Origin of the sequence: Bradyrhizobium sp. Cp5.3, from assembly GCF_000426265.1 — a bacterium.
Taxonomy (GTDB): Bacteria; Pseudomonadota; Alphaproteobacteria; order Rhizobiales; family Xanthobacteraceae; genus Bradyrhizobium; species Bradyrhizobium neotropicale.
This window is the reverse complement of sequence record NZ_AUFA01000026.1, coordinates 39,178-58,595: the sequence shown is the minus strand read 5'-3', so window position 1 is coordinate 58,595 and position 19,418 is coordinate 39,178. Positions and strand designations below refer to the sequence as shown.

18 protein-coding genes are annotated in these 19,418 nt (G+C 64.3%); 8 read left to right on the top strand and 10 right to left on the bottom strand.

The features are described 5' to 3' along the window. Positions 1-192 precede the first annotated feature (192 nt). The 3 genes from K289_RS0128305 to folE form a co-directional block, all read right to left on the bottom strand. Positions 193-1,272, bottom strand: coding sequence for a transglycosylase (locus K289_RS0128305; protein ID WP_027554593.1), 1,080 nt, complete (start codon positions 1,270-1,272; stop codon positions 193-195). Positions 1,273-1,403: 131 nt separating this feature from the next. Further along, positions 1,404-1,826 carry a phosphoribosyl-AMP cyclohydrolase gene (hisI, locus tag K289_RS0128300; protein WP_027554592.1) on the bottom strand — a complete coding sequence of 141 codons (423 nt, stop codon included), beginning with the start codon at positions 1,824-1,826 and terminating at the stop codon, positions 1,404-1,406. 27 nt (positions 1,827-1,853) lie between these two features. Beyond that, a complete protein-coding gene (gene folE, locus K289_RS0128295) occupies positions 1,854-2,546 on the bottom strand; it encodes a GTP cyclohydrolase I FolE (RefSeq protein WP_027554591.1) in 693 nt (230 codons plus the stop codon). A gap of 238 nt (positions 2,547-2,784) precedes the next feature. On the opposite strand from folE, the gene K289_RS0128290 reads away from it, so the two are divergent. Beyond that, entirely contained in the window at positions 2,785-3,240 is a 456-nt protein-coding gene (locus K289_RS0128290) for an iron-sulfur cluster assembly scaffold protein (protein ID WP_027554590.1), read from the top strand. An 86-nt stretch (positions 3,241-3,326) separates the two neighbouring features. Here the strand turns inward: K289_RS0128290 and K289_RS0128285 are convergent, their stop codons facing one another. Beyond that, positions 3,327-4,184, bottom strand: coding sequence for a hypothetical protein (locus K289_RS0128285; RefSeq protein WP_245284022.1), 858 nt, complete (start codon positions 4,182-4,184; stop codon positions 3,327-3,329). 292 nt (positions 4,185-4,476) lie between these two features. On the opposite strand from K289_RS0128285, the gene yidD reads away from it, so the two are divergent. Both yidD and K289_RS0128275 read left to right on the top strand, forming a co-directional pair. Beyond that, positions 4,477-4,815: a membrane protein insertion efficiency factor YidD gene (gene yidD / locus K289_RS0128280; RefSeq protein WP_027554588.1), complete on the top strand. Its 339-nt coding sequence runs from the start codon at positions 4,477-4,479 to the stop codon at positions 4,813-4,815. A 91-nt stretch (positions 4,816-4,906) separates the two neighbouring features. Further along, the gene (locus K289_RS0128275; protein ID WP_027554587.1) at positions 4,907-5,119 is read left to right on the top strand and encodes a hypothetical protein; all 213 of its coding nucleotides are present in this window, start codon (positions 4,907-4,909) and stop codon (positions 5,117-5,119) included. On the opposite strand, the gene K289_RS0128270 is transcribed toward K289_RS0128275, so the two are convergent. Continuing rightward, positions 5,120-6,334, bottom strand: a complete 1,215-nt coding sequence (locus K289_RS0128270) for a hypothetical protein (RefSeq protein ID WP_156918223.1) — start codon at positions 6,332-6,334, stop codon at positions 5,120-5,122. Then, positions 6,319-7,704 (bottom strand): APC family permease, encoded by a 1,386-nt coding sequence (locus K289_RS0128265; protein ID WP_027554585.1) that lies wholly within the window; start codon positions 7,702-7,704, stop codon positions 6,319-6,321. The genes K289_RS0128270 and K289_RS0128265 overlap by 16 nt, the downstream gene beginning before the upstream one ends. A 312-nt stretch (positions 7,705-8,016) precedes the next feature. Between K289_RS0128265 and K289_RS0128260 the strand changes: the two genes are divergently transcribed. Further along, the gene (locus K289_RS0128260) at positions 8,017-9,330 is read left to right on the top strand and encodes an alpha/beta hydrolase (RefSeq protein ID WP_035686060.1); all 1,314 of its coding nucleotides are present in this window, start codon (positions 8,017-8,019) and stop codon (positions 9,328-9,330) included. Between the two features lie 299 nt (positions 9,331-9,629). Next, complete coding sequence (locus K289_RS0128255; protein WP_027554583.1) at positions 9,630-9,956, top strand: GrlR family regulatory protein; 327 nt, start codon at positions 9,630-9,632, stop codon at positions 9,954-9,956. Between the two features lie 48 nt (positions 9,957-10,004). On the opposite strand, the gene K289_RS0128250 is transcribed toward K289_RS0128255, so the two are convergent. Further along, positions 10,005-10,379 (bottom strand): hypothetical protein, encoded by a 375-nt coding sequence (locus tag K289_RS0128250; protein ID WP_027554582.1) that lies wholly within the window; start codon positions 10,377-10,379, stop codon positions 10,005-10,007. Between the two features lie 88 nt (positions 10,380-10,467). After that, positions 10,468-11,643 (bottom strand): MFS transporter, encoded by a 1,176-nt coding sequence (locus tag K289_RS0128245; protein ID WP_027554581.1) that lies wholly within the window; start codon positions 11,641-11,643, stop codon positions 10,468-10,470. Positions 11,644-11,829: 186 nt separating this feature from the next. On the opposite strand from K289_RS0128245, the gene thrS reads away from it, so the two are divergent. The 3 genes from thrS to K289_RS0128230 all read left to right on the top strand — a co-directional run bounded on the left by thrS (position 11,830) and on the right by K289_RS0128230 (position 15,862). Further along, a complete protein-coding gene (thrS, locus tag K289_RS0128240) occupies positions 11,830-13,872 on the top strand; it encodes a threonine--tRNA ligase (protein ID WP_051310888.1) in 2,043 nt (680 codons plus the stop codon). A gap of 94 nt (positions 13,873-13,966) precedes the next feature. Continuing rightward, the gene (locus tag K289_RS0128235; RefSeq protein ID WP_027554579.1) at positions 13,967-14,530 is read left to right on the top strand and encodes a nitroreductase; all 564 of its coding nucleotides are present in this window, start codon (positions 13,967-13,969) and stop codon (positions 14,528-14,530) included. Between the two features lie 63 nt (positions 14,531-14,593). Continuing rightward, positions 14,594-15,862, top strand: coding sequence for a serine hydrolase (locus tag K289_RS0128230; protein ID WP_027554578.1), 1,269 nt, complete (start codon positions 14,594-14,596; stop codon positions 15,860-15,862). Here the strand turns inward: K289_RS0128230 and K289_RS0128225 are convergent. Together K289_RS0128225 and K289_RS0128220 are read right to left on the bottom strand one after the other, a co-directional pair. After that, positions 15,848-18,310 (bottom strand): bifunctional diguanylate cyclase/phosphodiesterase, encoded by a 2,463-nt coding sequence (locus K289_RS0128225; RefSeq protein WP_027554577.1) that lies wholly within the window; start codon positions 18,308-18,310, stop codon positions 15,848-15,850. The two genes, K289_RS0128230 and K289_RS0128225, sit on opposite strands and share 15 nt — an antisense overlap. Positions 18,311-18,532: 222 nt before the next feature. After that, positions 18,533-19,384, bottom strand: coding sequence for a LysR family transcriptional regulator (locus tag K289_RS0128220; protein ID WP_027554576.1), 852 nt, complete (start codon positions 19,382-19,384; stop codon positions 18,533-18,535). Positions 19,385-19,418: the final 34 nt, after the last annotated feature.

The window sequence follows — 19,418 nt, the reverse complement described above, 5'->3', positions numbered from 1 at the left end:
GCAACCTAACGAAAAATGGTGACGGCCTGTCACCTGCAATACAAAATAAACCACGACGCTTAACAAAGCGTTCACCATAACCGGCTGGTTTTATTGACGTTTTGTTAAGGGAACCAAGACTGCCTGTTCGCGCGCACCGGACGCAGCGCAGCATGAAGTGGCGCGCGCTGAGCAGGGGCACGAGAGCAGATGCTAGCTCGAGAAGTTGCCGCTGCGATCGCTGAAGAGATCAAGCGGTTGCGGCGGCCGCACCTCGGGTGTTGCCGACGCGACCGAGGTCGCGGGTGCGACCGAGGTGAGCGAGGCGTTGTTGCCCCACAATTTCTGCACCGTCGTCGAAACCGGCTGCGTGGTATCGCCGGGCTGATAGATCGAGCGAAACGCCGGCGTGGTCGGCGCATTGTCCGCAACCGTCGTCGACGATGTTGCGCTCACCGGCGTCACCGCGCGCGTATCCGGAAAGGTCTGCAGATAAGCCGCGTTGTCGATCACAGGCGCCGTCGCCTGCACGCCGTTTGCGCTCACAACCTGCGCCGTCGACGGCGTGTCGCCATACATCGCCATCGCGCTACGCGTCGTTTTCGAATTCGCAGCGCTCGCGTAGCGCGACGTCAGCACCGAATAGACTTCGGAGACGCTACGCGCTCGGCCGTCCTTTTCGTAGAAGATCGAGCGGTTGGAAGCAGCGGCATTGGGGAACAGCCGCGCGCCGACCGCTTGCGGATTGTCCTCGGCATTGGCGATCAGCTTGGCCGCGCCGCCGACGCCCATGAAATGCGCCATGTAGAGTTCGCTGTCGGACGGCCGGCGGCCGAGCAGGCCGGTGAGCTTGAAGCTGTTGGATTGCGTCAGTGCCGCCGCCATGTCGGAGGCGACCTGCGGATCGTCGCGCAACTTCATGATCGACCGCTTCATGGCGGGATCATCGACAGTGTAGCTGCCGGACGAGGTCTTGCTGATGGCGTCGGCGTAGCTGCCGTAGCCGAGCTGGGCACCCGCCTCCTTCACCGTGCCGAGCCAGGTCTGGTCGATGAACTGGTACAGCCCGTGCGCGGACGACGTGGTGGCGCCCGCTGTCGGATTGAAATCCGACTCCATCTTGGCGGTGGTCAGCATGTATTGAAAGCTGACGCCGGAGAGGTTGGAGGCCTGCTTGATTGCGCCGGCAACGCGCGCCCGCGACGGATCGGTAGCGACCGTCTGCGTGGCACTGGAGTTGTCGACCGACATGATGGAGTGCCCGCCCCGCGCGGCGTTGAGCGGCGCCGGCAATTCGGCGCCCTGTCGTCCCACCGTGGGACAGTTATGGTTAATGCGGGGTTAAACCCGGAATCATTCAGCCGCGCGTAATGCCTGGCGATGGATTCCGGGTTCACGCTTCGCGTGCCCCGGAATGACGGGAGCTACTTCTTGTAGACCGCGTTCGGGTCGAACAGCCTGTCCGCGTCGACGAAGACGAGCCTGGCGCCCGTCCCCTCGGCCTCGACCCTGCGATAGAAGCACGACCTGCGGCCGGTGTGGCAGGCTGCCCCCAACTGCTCGACGCGAAGCCAGACCGCGTCCTGGTCACAATCGGTGCGCATCTCGACCACGCGCTGAGTTTGACCCGACGTCTCACCCTTTCGCCATAAGGCATTGCGCGAGCGGCTGAAGTACCAGGCTTCACCCGTCGCGATGGTCTTGCGCAGCGCCTCGTCATTCATGTGGGCGACCATCAGCACGTCGCCGGTCGCGGCGTCCGTCGCCACACAGGTGACGAGGCCGGCCGCGTCGAATTTGGGCTGGAAGCTCAGCCCTTCCTCGATGTCATGGGAATGAGTGGACACGAGACCCCTCGCAAATTCGTCGCGAGGTCAGCGTTGCGTGCCTCGCACCAGGGACAGGAAACGGCCCTGCTCCGCCGGATTGTCGCGGAACATGCCGGTAAAGCGGCTGGTGAACGTCATCGCGCCATGCTTGGCGACGCCGCGCACCGACATGCAGGTATGCTCGGCCTCGACCAGAACGGCAACGCCGCGCGGCTTGAGGATCTCGTCGATCGCCGCTGCAATCTGCGCCGTCAGGTGCTCCTGGGTCTGAAGCCGGCGGGCGAAGATGTCGGTGAGGCGCGCGAGCTTCGACAGGCCGACGACGCGTTCCACCGGCGTGTAGGCGATGTGCGCCTTGCCGTAGAAGGGCATCATGTGATGCTCGCATTGCGAGGTGAACTCGATGTCCCGCACCAGCACGAAGTCGTCATACCCCGCGGTCTCGCCGAAAGTGCGGTCGAGCACCTCGGCCGGGCACTGGTGGTAGCCCTGGTAGAGCTCGTCGAAGGCCTCGACCACGCGGCGCGGCGTGTCCAAGAGGCCCTCGCGCTGGGTGTTCTCGCCGATATAGGCGAGCAGCGTCTTCACCGCCTGCTCGGCCTCGGCGCGCGCTGGGCGCGGCTGGTCGGCGCGGACGGCGACCGCGAGGAATTCGGAAGGATCAAGCTCTGCCGGGCGGCTCTCGGGCTGCTTTTCAGCGGGCTTGTTGGGGCGGATGGATTTGATCAAAGCGTCCATGTCAACTCCGTTCGACGGCCTTAACGGCCGGAGTGTCACCGGCAGACGGGGCGGCAAGCCGCCGGACGCCTGAAGAAAACAACCGATCCCGGCACAAAAACATCCTCGCCTCCAAGGCCGGCCGCGTGGTTCTGGACCACCGCCGCTGGACTGTTTTTCCGCCAGTTCCGACCCTATATAGGACCATGGACGGCGCCCGCCAAGGCCGATCCGGCCCGGAAGTGTTGAGCTCCATCACATGCTAAACGACATCTACAACAAGCGGATCATCGAACTGGCCGGGAATATTCCGCGCCTCGGGCGGCTTTCGGACCCCGATGCCACCGCTACCGCCCACTCCAAACTGTGCGGCTCGACCGTCAAGGTGGACCTGAAGATGGAGGGCGACACCGTCACCGACTTCGCCCATGACGTGAAGGCCTGCGCGCTGGGCCAGGCGTCTTCATCCATCATGGCAAGTCACGTCGTCGGCTCGACTGCGAGCGAACTCCGTGAGTTACGCGAAACCGTTCGCAAGATGCTGAAGGAAAACGGCGCGCCGCCGGACGGAAAATGGGCCGAGATCAAGTTCCTCGAGCCGGTCCGTGACTACAAGGCGCGCCATGCTTCGACGCTGCTCACCTTCGACGCCGTGGTCGATGCCATCGGCCAGATCGAGGCCAAGGTCAAGCAGCCGGCCGCGGCGCAGGGCTGAGCTGTCGCTCCCGTCGTTCTGAACCGTCATTCCAGGGCGCCCGCGAAGCGGAGAACCCGGAATGACGAGAGCGATTGTCGTTGGATTTACTTCTGCGACGCAGCCACGGGCGCCGCGCCCGTCGGCACCGCCGCTTCCGCAGTCTTGGTCGACTTGGCCGGATGCGGCTGCTCCGATTCCTCGCCGAACCTGTCCTGCGTCTTTGGCGCAAGGTCGGCCATCGCGGGCGCCGAGACATCCACGTTCGGCAGCACGTCGGCGACCAGATCCGTGGTCACGAGATTGGTCAGCTTCAGCTCGCCAGCGTCCAGCTCGTGCAGGTCTTCCCACGGCGGCACGCTCAGCGCGAGCGACAGCAGATCACCGGCGCCGCCCATGTCGAAGGTGTATTTGGCGAGCCGGCCGATGTCGCGCTCCACGATCATCAGGTCCTGCGCGCTGTAGCTCGCCGCCTTGGCGTCGTCGGCGCGGTCGCCCATCCAGATCTGATGGACCCGCACATGCGCAGCGTCGGGCACGTAGCGCTTCTTGCCGGCCAGCAGCAGGAACGCGCACATGGATTCGCAATAGGCCTCGGGCGCGACCGCCGGACGAACGCCCGGCCTGCCGCGGTTCTGCTGGGTGATGCCGACCGTGGTCATGAGACCGAGGTTACGGAAGCGCCGACCAAGCGTGATCGCGTCGTTGACGGAACCACCGCTGGAGTCGAGCACGACGGTCGCGCCGCCAAGCTGGCGCCCGCGCGCGAAGTCCTCGAAGTCCTTCGGCGTGTCGGAGGTGATGATGCCGACTGCGCTGACCCAGCCGCGGCAGTTCGGCTCGCACGCGACCCAGTTGAACTTCATCGGCAGCTTGCGCTCTTCGAGCGCAGCGCCGGCATGTGCAGAAGAGGTGAAGGTCGCGACTGCGCTCGTCAGCGCGAAGCAACAAGCGGCGGTTCCCATCAGCAACCAACCGCGAAGATCAAGCGACCTCAGGAGTTTCAAACTGGTTCCTTCCCCAAGTCCCAATATTGCGCGAGTTATCCCCGCTTCGCGCCCGATGAGTCCATCATACAGACGTTTGTTCCTATCCCACGAGTGTCACAAAAATGGTATCCGGGGGAATACAGATCGTCCATAGGTACTTGCTGCACTGCTCCCAAAAAGCACGCAAAATATGGCGCGCTTACAACAACTTGCAGTTCCCTGCATCGGAACCGCGCAACGTGCTGCACAGGATCGTAGCAAGCCGCTCATGAAGCATTCAGCGTCCGAACAAGGGGCCAGTATCGTTGCGGTCGTGCTGCGACTGCCGCGCAGGTTCGGCCGCGCGCTGATCTGGCTCTACCGCCACACGCTATCACCGCTGGTCGGCTACAATTGCCGGCACCTGCCGACCTGCTCCGTCTATGGTGACGAGGCGATCGAACGTTTCGGACTCTGGGCCGGCGGCTGGATGACACTGGCGCGGCTGTTGCGCTGCCATCCCTTCGGCACCTCAGGTATCGACCGCGTGCCGCTCACCGCCCCCGAAGGTGCGCGCTGGTATCTTCCGTGGCGCTATGGCCGCTGGCGGGGCGTCAATGCGTCCTGAGTTTGCTGCGGTGCTCTGCGCATCGCTGCCCCGACCGGAACTGGAACTTCCCGCTCGCGTTATTTTGATACTCCCGCGGGAGGAAACAACAATGCGCTGGAAAATCAGCCCTCATTTTCACTTCAACCTTGGTTCGCATCTGCGAATTGGCCCGAGGGGACACGATCCCAGAACGATCGATCTGCTCGCAATCATTGCGCTCCTGGCGCTCGTGCTTGGCTCCGGCTGGTATCTGGCAACAAGCTTTTCCACGGCGCCGAGCACGACGGCGTTCATCGTGCCAAGTCAGAGCGTGCACTGGTAGCTAACGGAACCAGAAGAAGCGCCCGGGCGATGGCGGGATCGGCTCGGGCGGGCGCAACCGCTTCGGACGCGCCGGTTTGGGCGGAGGCTCCGCGGACGAAGTGGCTTCCACCGCCGGCACCGTCTCGCTGCCTGGCACTTTCACGGACAGCAGCAGGTTCGATTCATGCGTGCGCCAGCGATAGCCGATGCCGAAATCGATCGGCTGGGCGCGCGTGAACAGTTCGGCGTAGCGTTCCTGGTAGCGGCCGGGGAATTCGTCGATCGGCCCGAGATAGCGGCCGAACGGGAAGAAGCGCCATTGACGCGCGTTGTAGTTCGCAAGCGGTATTCCGGAATCGTCCTGGATAATGGTCGCGCTGTTCGCGAGCAGCCAGTCGCGCACCGTGGTGAAGTTGCCGGAATGCAGGAGATAGGACGCGCTCTTGAGCAGGCTGTTGCCGGGCCCGAGCGTCTCGCAGAATTTCAGGAAGCCTGTGCCGCGCGCACTGGGATTGGAGAGATCGGTCGAGAAATAATACAGCGTGCGCACCTCGCCGTCGCTGCCGACGAAGGTGATGCGGACGCCGCGCGTGGCGTTCGGTCCGGGATTGTCGTTGCCGGCATGCATCCCGGCCTTGTTGTCGAGCGCGATCATCTCGACGTTGCGGATGGTCTTGCCGGAGCGCGCGAGGAAGACATAGAGGATCGGCAAGGTGCCGTGGACCTGGTTCGCATGCAGGTCGACCTTCATGTGCTTGGTGATGAAGAAAGAGAAGCTCAGGATCGAACTGAGCGAGCGCTCGACATTGTAGAGCGCGGTACTGACCGCACCGCGCGGCACTTTCGTCAGGTCGGGTACCACACCGACCGGCTCGAGTGCGCCGAGCACATAGGTGCTCGCCTTGGAATAGAAGGCGTCGGCGTAGAGGAAATCCGGGCCGCTGAACATGTAGAACATGGTCGGCCTGGGTGCGGCGAGATTGACGTCGGCCCAGTTGCGGATCTTCGACAATTGCCGCTGATCGAGCTGCGCGAAGGCGCCGTCGAAGAATTTCGCGTGGTGCTGCCAGGCAGGGTCCCTGGTCAGCGCCACCAGCGGCGAGTCCGCCGAAGGCTGCATGCCGGCAAGGAAGCGCGCGGTATCGTCAAAGGTCACCTCGGCGGCGCGCGCGGAGGGGACGACCGCAAACAGCAGGGCAAGAGCGACGGCCGCAATCTTCATGGGTCGAAACATGTCTCTTCGCGGTGTGATGAATCGGCAGCGGCGACCGGCCGCCTGCGGAAAAGGGCATAAATCAGCAGGCCCGCGAGCATGACGAGCATCCCCGAGAGCGACTGCACCGGCCGCTCCATCAACAGGTAGTACATCATGAAGGCAGTCACGAGCAGGAAAACCAACGGCGTGAACGGGTATCCCCAGGCCCGATAGGGACGCGGCAGATCGGGATCGGTGATGCGCAGCTTGATGACGCCTGCGACCGTGAAGAACGAACAGAACAGCAGCGCGAACTGAATGAAGTCGAGCACCGCCTCGAAGCTGCGCGTGAACAGGAGCAGGTTGGCGACAGCGAGCTGAAACAGGATGGCGTAGGCCGGCGCGCCGCTCACCGATCTCCGTGAGAACATGCGCAAGGCCGGGATGTCCTCTCCCATCGTCATCATCACGCGCGGGCCGATCCACATCATCGCGCTGATGGAGGAGATCAGGCCGACACAGATCATCGCGCCGACGATCCTGCCGCCGATGCCGCCAAAGATGGCGCTGCCGGCGACGCTCGCGACATCGAGCTGGCCCGCGAGCGCATCGATCGGCGTCGAGTAGAGAAACACCGCGTTGAGCGCGACGTACAGCACGAGCACGATCAGCGTGCCCGCGAGCAGCGCGCGCGGCAGGCTCTGCTGCGGCGTGCGCATCTCGCCGATGATGTAGGTCGCAGCATTCCAGCCCGAGAACGAGTACATCACGAAGACCAGCCCGATCGCGAAGGGGGCGCTGGCGATATGGCCGAGGTCGCCGGCCTGCGGCGTGAAGGAGATCGGCTGTCGCGCGCCGATGACAAAGCCTGCGACCAGGAACGCGACGATGAGCACGACCTTCAGGATGGTCGAGATCAGCTGAAAGGTCGAGGAATGCCTGACGCCGGTCAGCTGCACGATTGAGACCAGCCACACCACGCCGATGGCGAGCGGGATTGGCGGCAGATCGGGAAAGACCGACTTCGCATATTCGCCGAAGGCCATCGCCGCGAGCGCGACGGGTGCCGCAAAACCGACCGTCGCCGAGACCCAGCCGGCAAGAAATCCGAAGGCGGGATGATAGGCGCGGCCGAGGAAATTGTATTCGCCGCTGGAGCGCGGAAACATCGCACCCAGCTCGCTGTAGGAGAACACGCCGCACAAAGCGACGATACCGCCGACGGTCCAGAGCAGCAGGATCGAGAAACCGGACGGGATGTCCTTGACCTGGAAGCCGAGGCTGGTGAAGACGCCGACTCCAACCATGTCCGCAACGACGATGGCGGTCGCGACCAGAGCGGAAACGCCGCCCGCCCTTCCGGTCAGCCGGCCAGTCCAAGGCGCAGTACCCGCATCTGATGCCGTCATCGGGGTCTTAACCTCAGGCGTCACGCCTCGTGGGAAAGCATCGCGCAGTTTGGTCCAGTCAATTCAAGCAGGGTTAACAAGGGTTAAATGAGGCAGCCGAAATAGGTATCTCGCCACCTCTTATGCCATTCCAAGGCGATAAACCCGTCCAGACCCGTGAAAATCCGCAGTCCCCTCCCACACTCAGGACACGATTGCATGGTCCTTTCCAGTGTTCCGGATGTGGGGAGTTTCTCCGGACATTTAAGGTCGCCTAAACGCCAGTCGGCTCAATTAGCCTAAAGATTGCCGCTGGATCGGGGTCATGGGTGGATGGTCGGGGCCGTTCCGAAACTGAGAGCTGACACGCGTGCGCACCGGACGACGTCCGGTGTGTACGCTCGTGCGCTCCGGATCGGCCTGATCTCCGCGTTGGTGCCACTTTCGCTGACGCTGGTTCAATGCGGCAGGGCGCCCAATCCGGCAGCGCTCGCGGCCAACTCGCAAGCCAACACGCAGGTCGTTGCAAAGACCAAGGCAGCGAGCGGCGACACGTTCGACGATCGCTTCCCTGCCCCGCAATTCACGGATCGCTTCCCGTCCGCCAGTGAGAGCCTCCTGCAACGGCAGATGTCGGACTTCTCGCCCAAGCGCGCCGTGCAGCAACAGCCGGAGCAGGCCGCCTACAAGGTAGCATCGCTGGAGCCGCAGGTTCCGTACCAGCGTCCGCAGCGCGAGGACCTGACGACTCTCGTCAGCATGAAATCGTCGGCCTTCCCCTATTTCGGCAACAACCCCGCCTCCGACGCGCCGTTCCTCAACATTTCCAAGGGCGACCGCCGCGGCCATCGCAGCTATTCGGGACGCGTCTACTGGCAGGACGAAACCTACAGCGACAGCCGCGTGCTGGTGCACGTCCCCGAACACTTTGACGTCCGTAAGCCGGGCGTGATCGTGGTGTTCTTCCACGGCAACGGCGCGACGCTGGAGCGCGACGTGCGCGACCGGCAACTGGTGCCGCAGCAGGTCACCGATTCCGGCGCCAACGCCATTCTCCTTGCACCGCAGATGGCGGTCGATGCCGCCGATTCCAGCGCCGGCAAGTTCTGGCAGGCGGGCGGACTGAAGCGCTTCATGGCCGAGTCGGCCGATCACCTCGCCCGCCTCACCGGCGATCCCAACAGCGCGCGGGCCTTCGCCAACATGCCCATCGTGATCGTCGGCTACAGCGGCGGCTTCCTGCCCACCGCCTGGAGCCTCGAGGTCGGTGGCATCAGCGACCGCGTTCGCGGCGTCGTGCTGCTCGATGCCGTCTATGGCGAGCTCGACAAGTTCGCCTCATGGATCGAGAGCCATCGCTCCGGCTTCTTCGTCAGCTCCTACACTCACTACACCGCGCGGCGCGACCGCGAGCTGATGAGCACGCTGCGCCAGAAGGGCATCAGCGTCTCCGAGGACATGGACGGGCCACTGCGTCCCGGAAGCGTTGTGTTCGTCCAAACCGGCGACGGCATCACGCATCGCGATTACGTGAACCGCGCCTGGACACGCAATCCGCTCAAGGACGTGCTGGTGAAGATGTCCGAGACGCCATCCCTGGCGCTGACGCGCGTCGCGGCCACCAATTCATCCGCGTCGAGCCGCTAGAGCATGATCCGGAAAAGTGTGCAGCGGTTTTCCCTCGCGACAAACGCGGAACGCGTTTGCGCGGAGATCATGCTCAAACAATAACCTAAAGCGCGATGACGATTCATCCTAATCTCATCGCGCTTTAGGCCGGATATTGCGCGAGCCGGTATTTGGCTGCACTGCCTGCAATTCCGTCAGGTGTTGATCAAAATCTGATGTTGATGGCCGAAGTCCCCCGGGAGCTACCGGATTGCTTCCACGAGCGTCGGTCCTAATTTGCCAGCCGGGCTGCAATTAGAATTCTGCGGGAACGGACAGTGCGCCAGGGTCTCTACAAGGTCGACTTCCACACGGTTCACGGCACCGGCTGTGGCGTGGTCTATGTGGCCGATGGCAAGATGCGGGGCGGCAATTCCGCCTTCGCTTTCATCGGCACCTATACGGGGGAAGGCGACGGCATCAAGGTCAAGATATCGACCGAGCGATACAACGACGATCCGTCCTTCAAACCGCTGTTCGGGACCGACAGGATCACTCTGACGCTCACCGGCCGCGAAGACGGCAACATGGCCGAGTTCGAAGGCAGCGCGCTGCAAGTGCCGGGCGTTGCCTTCCGGGCAGTGCTGAGCCGGATCAGCGACTGAGCGCTGCACTCAGTCTTGTTCTACTCAGATCTCTACTCAGGTCTCTACTCAGGTCTTGGGCAGCTTCGGAATGCTCTCGGCAAAACCGTTGAAGCAGGCCAGCCGTTCGTCCTCCTCCTTGAGGAAGCGGCAGTCGGCCACGCCCTTGGCCTTCGGCGCCTTCGGCTTCGGCGCCGGCGGGATCACCGCGTCGTAGCAGCTGAGGCGATCCTTGGTGCCGTCGTCGATGTCGAGGCAGGCCTGCAGCCGCACCGCGATCGACTGCGGCTTGCCCTTCGGCGCCGCCACCGCGGTGGTGGCCGCCGCCTTCCCCTTGGACTGGACCTGCACCAGCGGCTTGTCCCCGACCATTGGTGGCTTGTCGGCTTGCGCGAACGCGGAGGCCGAATAGAGCACGGCGGCAACCGCCAAAATCATCCTCATCTCAGTCAACTCTCTTTGGGTCCCCAAGCCCTGCCTTCTAGCGCCCTCCCGCGCCGTTTGCCAAGCGCCTTGCGCAGACGACCCAGGGCTAGGCCCGCGCGGCGGCGGCCGGCCGTGGCCGGGTCAGCATGACCAAAAGCAACGCCAGGACGACGAAACCGACCGCCACGAAACCGAGTGTGTGCAGGAGCTCACGGGCAAACAGGAGCCCGCCGACGGCGGAGCCGACAGCCTGGCCGATATAGAGGACCGAGGTGTTGAGCGCGACGGTCACCGAGGCGAGCGGCGGCGCGGCCGCGACCAGCCGCACCTGCTGCATCGAATTGGTCGAGGCAAAGCCCAGTCCCCAGATCGCGACCGAAGTGGCCATCATCACATAGGTGCCGGCGCTCAGCGCCCAGCCGGTGATGCCCGCAAGCAGCAGGCACGTGAACAACAGCGACGTGCGATACGGCCCCCAGGCGTCGACGATCCGGCTGGCGACGGCGGCGCCAAGGAAACCGCAGATGCCGTAGAGCGCGAACACCAGGCCGATCGCATCCGGGCTTGCGTCGGTCAACTTCTTGAGCAGCGGCCCCATGAAGGTGAACACCACGAACTGCCCGGACATGTGGAGCATCGTGATCGCAAGCAGCAACGGGATCGTCCGGCTACGGCCGACCGCGCTCCAGGTCTTCAGGTCTACTGGCGTGCCTTTCAATCCCGCGGGCAACCGCAGCAGCAATAGCAGGAAGCTGACACAGCCGAGCGCACCGATCCCGCCATAGGACGCACGCCAGCCGTAGCGGCTGGCGATAAACGTGATCAACGGCAGACCAACGGCGGCGGCGAGCGACCAGCCGAGAAAGACGTAGGCGATGGTGCTGCCGCGCCGCTCCACCGGCACGATGAGTGCCGCCGTGCCGGCCGCCTGCGGCGTATAGAGCGCGCCGACCGCGAGCATCACCAGGCGAACGGCGAGCAGGTTCGCGTAGTCGGGAGCAAACGCCGAGGCGAGATTGCCCGCGGCAAGCAGCGCAAGCGTCACCGTGAGCAGCGTCCGCCGTTCGATGCGGCTGGTCAGCCAGGCCGTCAGCGGCGAGCCGATGCACAGCGTGATCGCGCCGAAAGTGATCAGCAGCCCGGCCGCACGGACGCTGACGTCGAGCCCGGCGGCCAATTCCGGCAGCATCCCCGCCGGCGCCAGCACCGAGCAGCCGGTGACGATATTTCCAAGCATCAGGGCGGTGGGCGCGAAACGGCCGGCGGCGGGGGCACTTTTCATGCAGCTGCATGTAGCGGGCGTCAGGGGCGAGTTAAAGGGCGCGGCGCGAAATAGTTGTTGCAAGGCAGGTGTTTCACGCAGCCATTTTCTTGGAAATGCCCGATTGCACGGGCCGAATCGCCTGATATATCGCTCGTTCCCGCTTACCTGCGCTCGTTCGCAGGAGTGAGCCTCAGGAGAAATGCAATGACTGACCAGCCCAAGTCCGAGTCCGGCTTCCAGTACAGCCTCAGCAACCTCAAGCCCGTGACGCCGACTCCCAAAGTCACCCTCACCTTCCCCGACGGTGCCCAGCGCCAGTTCGACAAGGACATCACCGGCCTCGACATCGCCAAGGGCATCTCGCCGTCGCTGGCCAAGCGCACGGTGGCGATGGCGCTCGACGGCGAGCTCGCCGATCTCAACGATCCCATCGAGGCCGATGCGAAGATCGAGTTCGTCAACCGCGACGATCCGCGCGCGCTGGAATTGATCCGCCATGACTGCGCCCACGTGCTGGCCGAGGCCGTGCAATCGCTCTGGCCGGGCACTCAGGTCACGATCGGCCCGGTGATCGAGAACGGCTTCTATTACGACTTCTTCCGCAACGAGCCGTTCACCCCGGAAGATTTTGCCGCGATCGAGAAGAAGATGCGCGAGATCATCGCGCGCGACAAACCCTTCACCAAGGAAGTCTGGGATCGCGAAAAGACCAAGCAGGTGTTCCGCGACAAGGGTGAGGCCTTCAAGGTCGAGCTGGTCGACGCCATTCCCGGCAACGAGCCGATCAAGATCTACTACCAGGGCGACTGGTTCGATCTGTGCCGCGGCCCGCACATGACCTCGACGGGCAAGGTCGGAAACGCCTTCAAGCTGATGAAGGTGGCCGGCGCCTATTGGCGTGGCGACAGCAACAACCCGATGCTGACCCGCATCTACGGCACGGCGTTCGCCAAGCAGGAGGACCTCGACGCCTACCTCAAGCAGATCGAGGAAGCCGAAAAGCGCGACCATCGCAAGCTCGGGCGCGAGCTCGACCTCTTCCACTTCCAGGAGGAAGGTCCGGGCGTCGTGTTCTGGCATCCGAAGGGCTGGACCATCTTCCAGCAGCTCATCGCCTATATGCGGCGTCGCCTGACCGGCGATTACAGCGAGGTCAACGCGCCGCAGATCCTCGACAAGGTGTTGTGGGAGACCTCCGGCCATTGGGGCTGGTACCGCGAGAACATGTTCGCGGCGCAATCCGCCGGCGACGAGGCCGAGGACAAACGCTGGTTCGCGCTGAAGCCGATGAACTGCCCGGGCCACGTGCAGATCTTCAAGCACGGCCTGAAGAGCTATCGCGACCTCCCCTTGCGCCTTGCCGAATTCGGCGTGGTGCACCGCTATGAGCCGTCCGGCGCCATGCACGGGTTGATGCGCGTGCGCGGCTTCACCCAGGACGATGCGCACATCTTCTGCACCGAGGATCAGCTCGCCGATGAGTGCCTGAAGATCAACGATCTGATCCTGTCGACCTATGCGGACTTCGGCTTCACCGGCGATCTCACCGTGAAGCTGTCGACCCGGCCGGACAAGCGCGTCGGCACGGACGCGATGTGGGACCATGCCGAGCGCGTGATGGCGACGGTGCTGCGCGAGATCCAGACGCAGAACAACCACATCAAGACCGAGATCAATCCGGGCGAAGGCGCCTTCTACGGGCCGAAGTTCGAATATGTGCTGCGCGATGCCATCGGCCGCGACTGGCAGTGCGGCACCACGCAGGTCGACTTCAACCTGCCGGAGCGGTTCGGCGCATTCTACATCGACCATGACGGCGGCAAGAAACCGCCCGTGATGGTGCACCGCGCGATCTGCGGCTCGATGGAGCGCTACATCGGCATCTTGATCGAGCACTATGCGGGCAACTTCCCCCTCTGGCTGTCGCCGGTGCAGGTCGTCGTCACCACCATCACCTCCGAGGCCGACGAATACGCCAAGCAGGTGGTCGAGCAGGCGCGGCGCGCAGGCCTTCGGGTCGAGATCGACCTGCGCAACGAAAAGATCAACTACAAGGTCCGCGAGCACTCGCTGGCCAAGATCCCGGCGCTGCTGGTGGTTGGCAAGAAAGAGGCCGAGACGCAGTCGGTCTCCGTCCGCCGCCTCGGCAGCGACGGGCAGAAGGTGATGACGACGCAGGAGGCGATTGCCGCGCTTCTCGACGAGGCGACCCCGCCCGACGTCCAGCGGATGCGGGGCGCGGCCTGATCCCTGAAATCGATCTAAATCGGCTTTCGGTTGCGGGCGTGCATGACTATCTCCAGCGTGCACGGCCGACGACCAGCTGAAGAGGATACCGAAAGTGCCCGACGCCATCGAACTCCTGAAGACCCGCCGCTCGGTCAAGCCGCGCGAGATGACCGGGCCCGGTCCCTCGCCTGCCGAGCTCGAAACCATCTTGACCATCGGTGCGCGCGTGCCCGATCACGGCAAGCTCGCGCCCTGGCGCTTCATCATCTTCGAAGGCGACGCTCGCGCGCGTGCCGGCGAGGTGATCGCCAAGGTCTTCGCCCGGAAGAATCCCGGCGCAGCGGCGACCGACATCGACATCGAGCGCAAGCGGCTCACCGACGCGCCGCTGGTGATCGGCATCGTCAGCTTCACCAAGCCGCATCCGAAGGTGCCGGCGTGGGAGCAGGAATTGTCCGCGGGCGCGAGCGCCATGAACATCCTCACGGCGGCGACCGCGCTCGGCTACGGCGCCTGCTGGCTGACCGGCTGGTTTTCCTTCGATCGCGACGTGCTGGACGGGCTTGGTCTCAAGCCCGACGAAAAGCTCGCCGGCCTCGTGCACATCGGCAAGCCGACCAAGCCGAGCGAAGACCGCCCGCGACCGTGCCTTTCGGAAATCGTGACGCGATTTTAATCGATGTCTTGTTGACGCCTGCAACATCCTGCGGCTTTGATCCCGTCGAGGGAGGAAGCCCGGATGAAGCGCCGCGAATTTCTGCTGGGGGCCGCGATGCTGGCCGGCACGATGGTGCGAGGCCGCGCTGCCAGTATCCCTGCTCCTGCTCCCGAACAGCTCGACCGCATCACGGCGTACTTCGACAATGAGGTGACGAGCGGCCGGCTGCCGGGCGCCGTGATCCTGGTGCAGCAGCACGGCAAGCCCGTCTACTTCAAGACGTTCGGCGTGCGCGACGTCAGGACCGGCCTCGCCATGACGCCGGACACGATCTTCGCCATCCACTCGATGACCAAGCCGATCACGTGTCTTGGCGCAATGATGCTGATCGACGAGGGTAAGCTTGCGCTTGCCGATCCCGTGTCGAAATACATCCCCCTCTTTGCCGACACCAAGGTGGGACTGGAGGTCACGAAGCCGGACGGCACACTGGCGCTCGATCTCGTGCCGCCGGCCCGCCCCGTCAACATCGAGGACCTTTTGCGGCACACCTCGGGCATCAGCTACGACTATATCGGCGGCAAATGGGTCGAGCAGGCTTATCACGCCGCCAACATCTTCGCCGGACAGTTCGACAACAAGGAGTTCGCCGAGCGCATTGCCAAGCTGCCGCTGGCGCGTCAGCCGGGGACGCTGTGGCGCTATGGCCATTCCACCGACGTGCTCGGCGCCGTCATCGAGATCATCTCGGGGCAGACGCTCTACGAATACCTGAAGCAGCGCATCCTCGATCCGCTCGGCATGAGCAGCACCAAGTTCGTGCTGACGACGAAGGACGAGCTTGCGCGGATGGCACGGCCCCTGCCCACCGACCAGATCCTGCTGGATGCAGAGCATGATCGCCTCGCCCATCCGGAATGGCAGTCGGGCGGCGGCGGACTGCTCTCGACCATCACCGACTATCAGCGCTTCGCGCAGATGCTGCTCAACGGCGGCGAGTTCGAGGGCAAGCGCTATTTGAGCCCGGCTGCGTTCAAGGACATGACGACCGATCACATTGGACCGGGCTCCGGCGTCGGGCGCGACTATTTCTATTTTCCAGGCGACGGCTTTGGCTATGGCTACGGCCTCGCCGTGCGTACTGATCCCGGCAACGCGAAGCCGCCGCCGCCGGGTTCGATCGGCGAGTTGAAATGGGACTCGGGCAGCGGCACCTATTTCGGCGTCGATCCCAAGCTCGACATGGTCTACCTCATGATGCAGCAGACCCAGAACGAGCGCGGCCGCATCACGCCCGCCTTCAAGGCGCTCGTCTACGACTGCTATCCGCCCGAGCTACGCCGCCCGTGAGGCGCGCTGGCCGAAATCGGCGAGGAGCTTTGCGATCTCGCCGGCCGGCCGCGCCGCGCTGAACAGAAAGCCCTGCACCTCGTTGCAACCTTCCGCGCGCAGCCAGTCGAGCTGATCCTCGGTCTCGACACCTTCCGCGGTCGTCGTGATGTTGAGGCTGCGTCCAAGCCCCGAGATGGCGCGCACGATCGCACCGCAGTCGGGCCGCTGCGCGAGGTCTTTGACGAAGGAGCGATCGATCTTGATCTTGTCGAAGGGGAAGCTGCGGAGATAGCTGAGGCTGGAATAGCCGGTACCGAAATCGTCCATGGAGATGCCGACTCCGAGCTCGCGCAATTGATGCAATATCGCGAGGTTGGCATCGGTCTCGGCCAGGAAGATCGACTCGGTGATCTCGAGTTCGAGCCGCTTGGGCGACAGGCCGGATTGCGCCAAGGCCGAGATCACGACCTGGACCAGGTTGCGGCTGCGGAATTGCGCCGGCGACAGATTGACGGCGACTTTGATGTCGACCGGCCATTTTACCGCTTCGGCGCAGGCCTCGCGCAGGACCCACTCGCCGAGCTGGGTGATGAGGCCGATGTCCTCTGCGACCGGGATGAACTCCGCCGGCGAGATCATTCCCTTGTCGGGATGACGCCAGCGCAGAAGCGACTCGAAACCGGAGATGCGGTCGGATGCGATCGACACCAGCGGCTGGTAGTGCAGCTCGAACTCGCCATTGGCGAAGGCGCGGCGCAGATCGACTTCCATGTTGCGCCGCTTCTGCGCCTGGAGGTCCATCTCCCGCTCGAAGAAACGGTGCACGCCGCCGCCGTCCGACTTTGCCCGGTACAGCGCCATGTCCGCATTGCGCATCAATTCCTCCGACGTCGTGCCGTCGCCGGGCGACAGCGCTATGCCGATGCTCGCGCCGATCACCGTCTCGAGCCCGTCGACGTCGTAGGGCGCGCTCAGCATCTCGATCAGCAGCGTGGCGCAGGCGCTGGCCTCGTTCGGCGAGACGTCGGCCGCCAGGATCACCGCGAACTCGTCGCCGCCGAGCCGTGCTGCGAGATTGCCGCCGCGGATCGCGATTGCGAGCCGCTCGGCCACCTGCTTCAGCAGACGGTCGCCGACCGGATGGCCGAAGGAGTCATTGACGTTCTTGAACAGGTCGAGATCGATGCAGAGCACACCGACCCGCTTGCCCCCGGCGTGGTCGAGCGCCTGCTTCAAACGGTCCTGGAAATATTCGCGGTTCGGCAGGTCGGTGAGCCCGTCATGGTGCGCCATGTGGGCGATCCGCGCCTCGGCCTTGCGCCGCTCGGTGATGTCGACCACCGCAACCAGATAGCCGTCGCGGTCATTGAAGGTGACGCGGCGGCCGAAGGTCAAAACCTCGATCTCGCTGCCGTCGGCGCGCAGATGCCGCCAGTTGCGCGAGGAATGGTAGGTATCGCCGATGCGCTCGAGCGCTTCGGCGTGGCTGTCCCACTCGTCCTGCGGCCAGATCTCCGGCAGCGTCATGCGCAGGAAGGTGGCGCGGCTGTAGCCGTAGTGCTGGACCGCGGCGTCGTTGACGCCGAGGAACTTCTTCGTCTCCGCGTCGAACACCCACATCGGCATCGGGTTGTTGTCGAACAGCAGACGGAACGAGGCGTCGCGCCGCTTCAGCGCGGTGACGTCGGAGATCGTCAGCGAGACGATATCGGCGAAGGCAGTGGCACTCAGGCGGAGATTGCGGCCGTCGGCCTCGATCTCGAGTTGCTCGCTGCGGCCACCGGAGACAGCCGCAAATAGCATCGCCATGATTTCGGCTGACGCCAGCAGCGTTCCGCCCTCTCGGACGCGGCACCACTGCAGGCCGCCAGCCGCCACATTCAACAGCAGCTCGGCGCTCTTGTTGTGATGGACGACCTGGAGATCGAACGGCTGGCCAAGCGCGTCGCGCAGCGTCGCCAGCGACACGACCGCATCGTCGGTCGACGAGAAGATCGCATCGAGCAGATTGTATTGCGCGCCGCGCTCGTTGACATAGGCGCCAACCAGAGTCGCACCCCAGCGTGAGGCGGTCGGCAGCGCCAGCACGTCGTAGGTCCTCACCATGCCATCGCGTACACAATGCGCGCTTGCCTGATAGGGACGTCCGTTCTCGAGCGCGCTTGCCACGGCTTCGGACAGTGCGGTGGCGCAATCAGGCGCCAGCGCGGCGACCGGAATGTCCCAGCGCTCGTCGCCCAGCCATTTCTGCACGTAGCGTCCGCTGCGCGACAGTTCGAGCCTGCCATCGCCCTTCAGCAGCGCGATGTGGTCGGCAAGCCGGCCGAGGCTGCCGAGCATCACGTCCTCGTAGCGCGGCAGCCGCTCGCCCGGCCGTAACGCAGCACGCCATTTGCGCTGAAGCACCGGCATGTCGTCGAACATCTCGGTGGCCGGTTTTCCCGGCGCTTTCCTCGCGGCACTCATCGTCGTCCCCAACGCACTTTCCCGCCGCATCCAATGCAGGCCCGCTTAATGGCATGTAAAAAGCGTACGATCGTGCGGCGCAAAGCGCGATTATGACAGTTTTAAGTCGGGCGATGGTTAGCGGGCGTTAGAGACTATGACGGTTTCTTTGCACGCGCTGACAGCCGTCGCAGAGCGCATGGACGCGCCACATCCGCGGTGTCGCCCTGGCTTTCGCCAGGATCATCCCGCCAGCCGTTCGATCACGAGATCGAGCAGCGCACGCAGGCGGGCCAGACGCCGCAGATCGCGGTGATAGCCGACGAAGGTGTCGCGGCCGGGCGGGACCGCGCCGATGTCGAGCGCGACCAGCCGGCGATCGCGATCGCCGAGCGGCCGTGGCAGCACGGCAAGTCCGCCGCCCCCCGCGCAGAGCTCCGCCTGTGCCTGCCTGTTGTTGCTGCGAAAGGCGACCTCCGCGTTCGGCAGCGTGCGCTTCAGCCAGACAGCGTCCGGCATGTCGGCGAATTCCGCGTTCATCGTCACGACGCGGGCGCCGCGTCCGTCGCCGGCGCGCGGCGGCTTGCTGCCCTTCCGGCCGTAAAGCGCATAGGGAATGTGGAGCAGCTTCCTGGAGACGACTTCAGGCTCGTCGAATGCCTTGATGCGGAAGACGAGGTCGGCCTCGCGTCGCGGGAGGCTGTAGAGGCGCGCATCGGTCAGGAGCTCGACAGCCACCTTGGGATGGCGCTTGCCGAAGGCGGCGATGACCGGCGACAGCATGACCGTCCCGAACCAATCCGACGACGATACCCGCAGCAGACCATCGAGCTGCGTCTCCGCGCCGGACACGTGCCGCTCCAGCGCGATTGCCTCCTCCTCGATCCGCTCGGCATGCCGCATCACCGCGCTGCCCTCGTCGGTCAGGACGAAGCCGTCGGCGGTTCGCTGAAACAGCGTTTGTCCGAGTGACTGTTCGAGCGCGCGAAGCCGCCGCCCCATTGTTGGCTGGGTCTGGCCGATCTTACGCGCGGCGGCGCCGAGCGTGCCTTCGCGCGCAATCGCCAGGAAAATACGCAGATCGCTCCAGTCCATTGGGATCGCCTCGTCAAACAAAAATGTATGACGA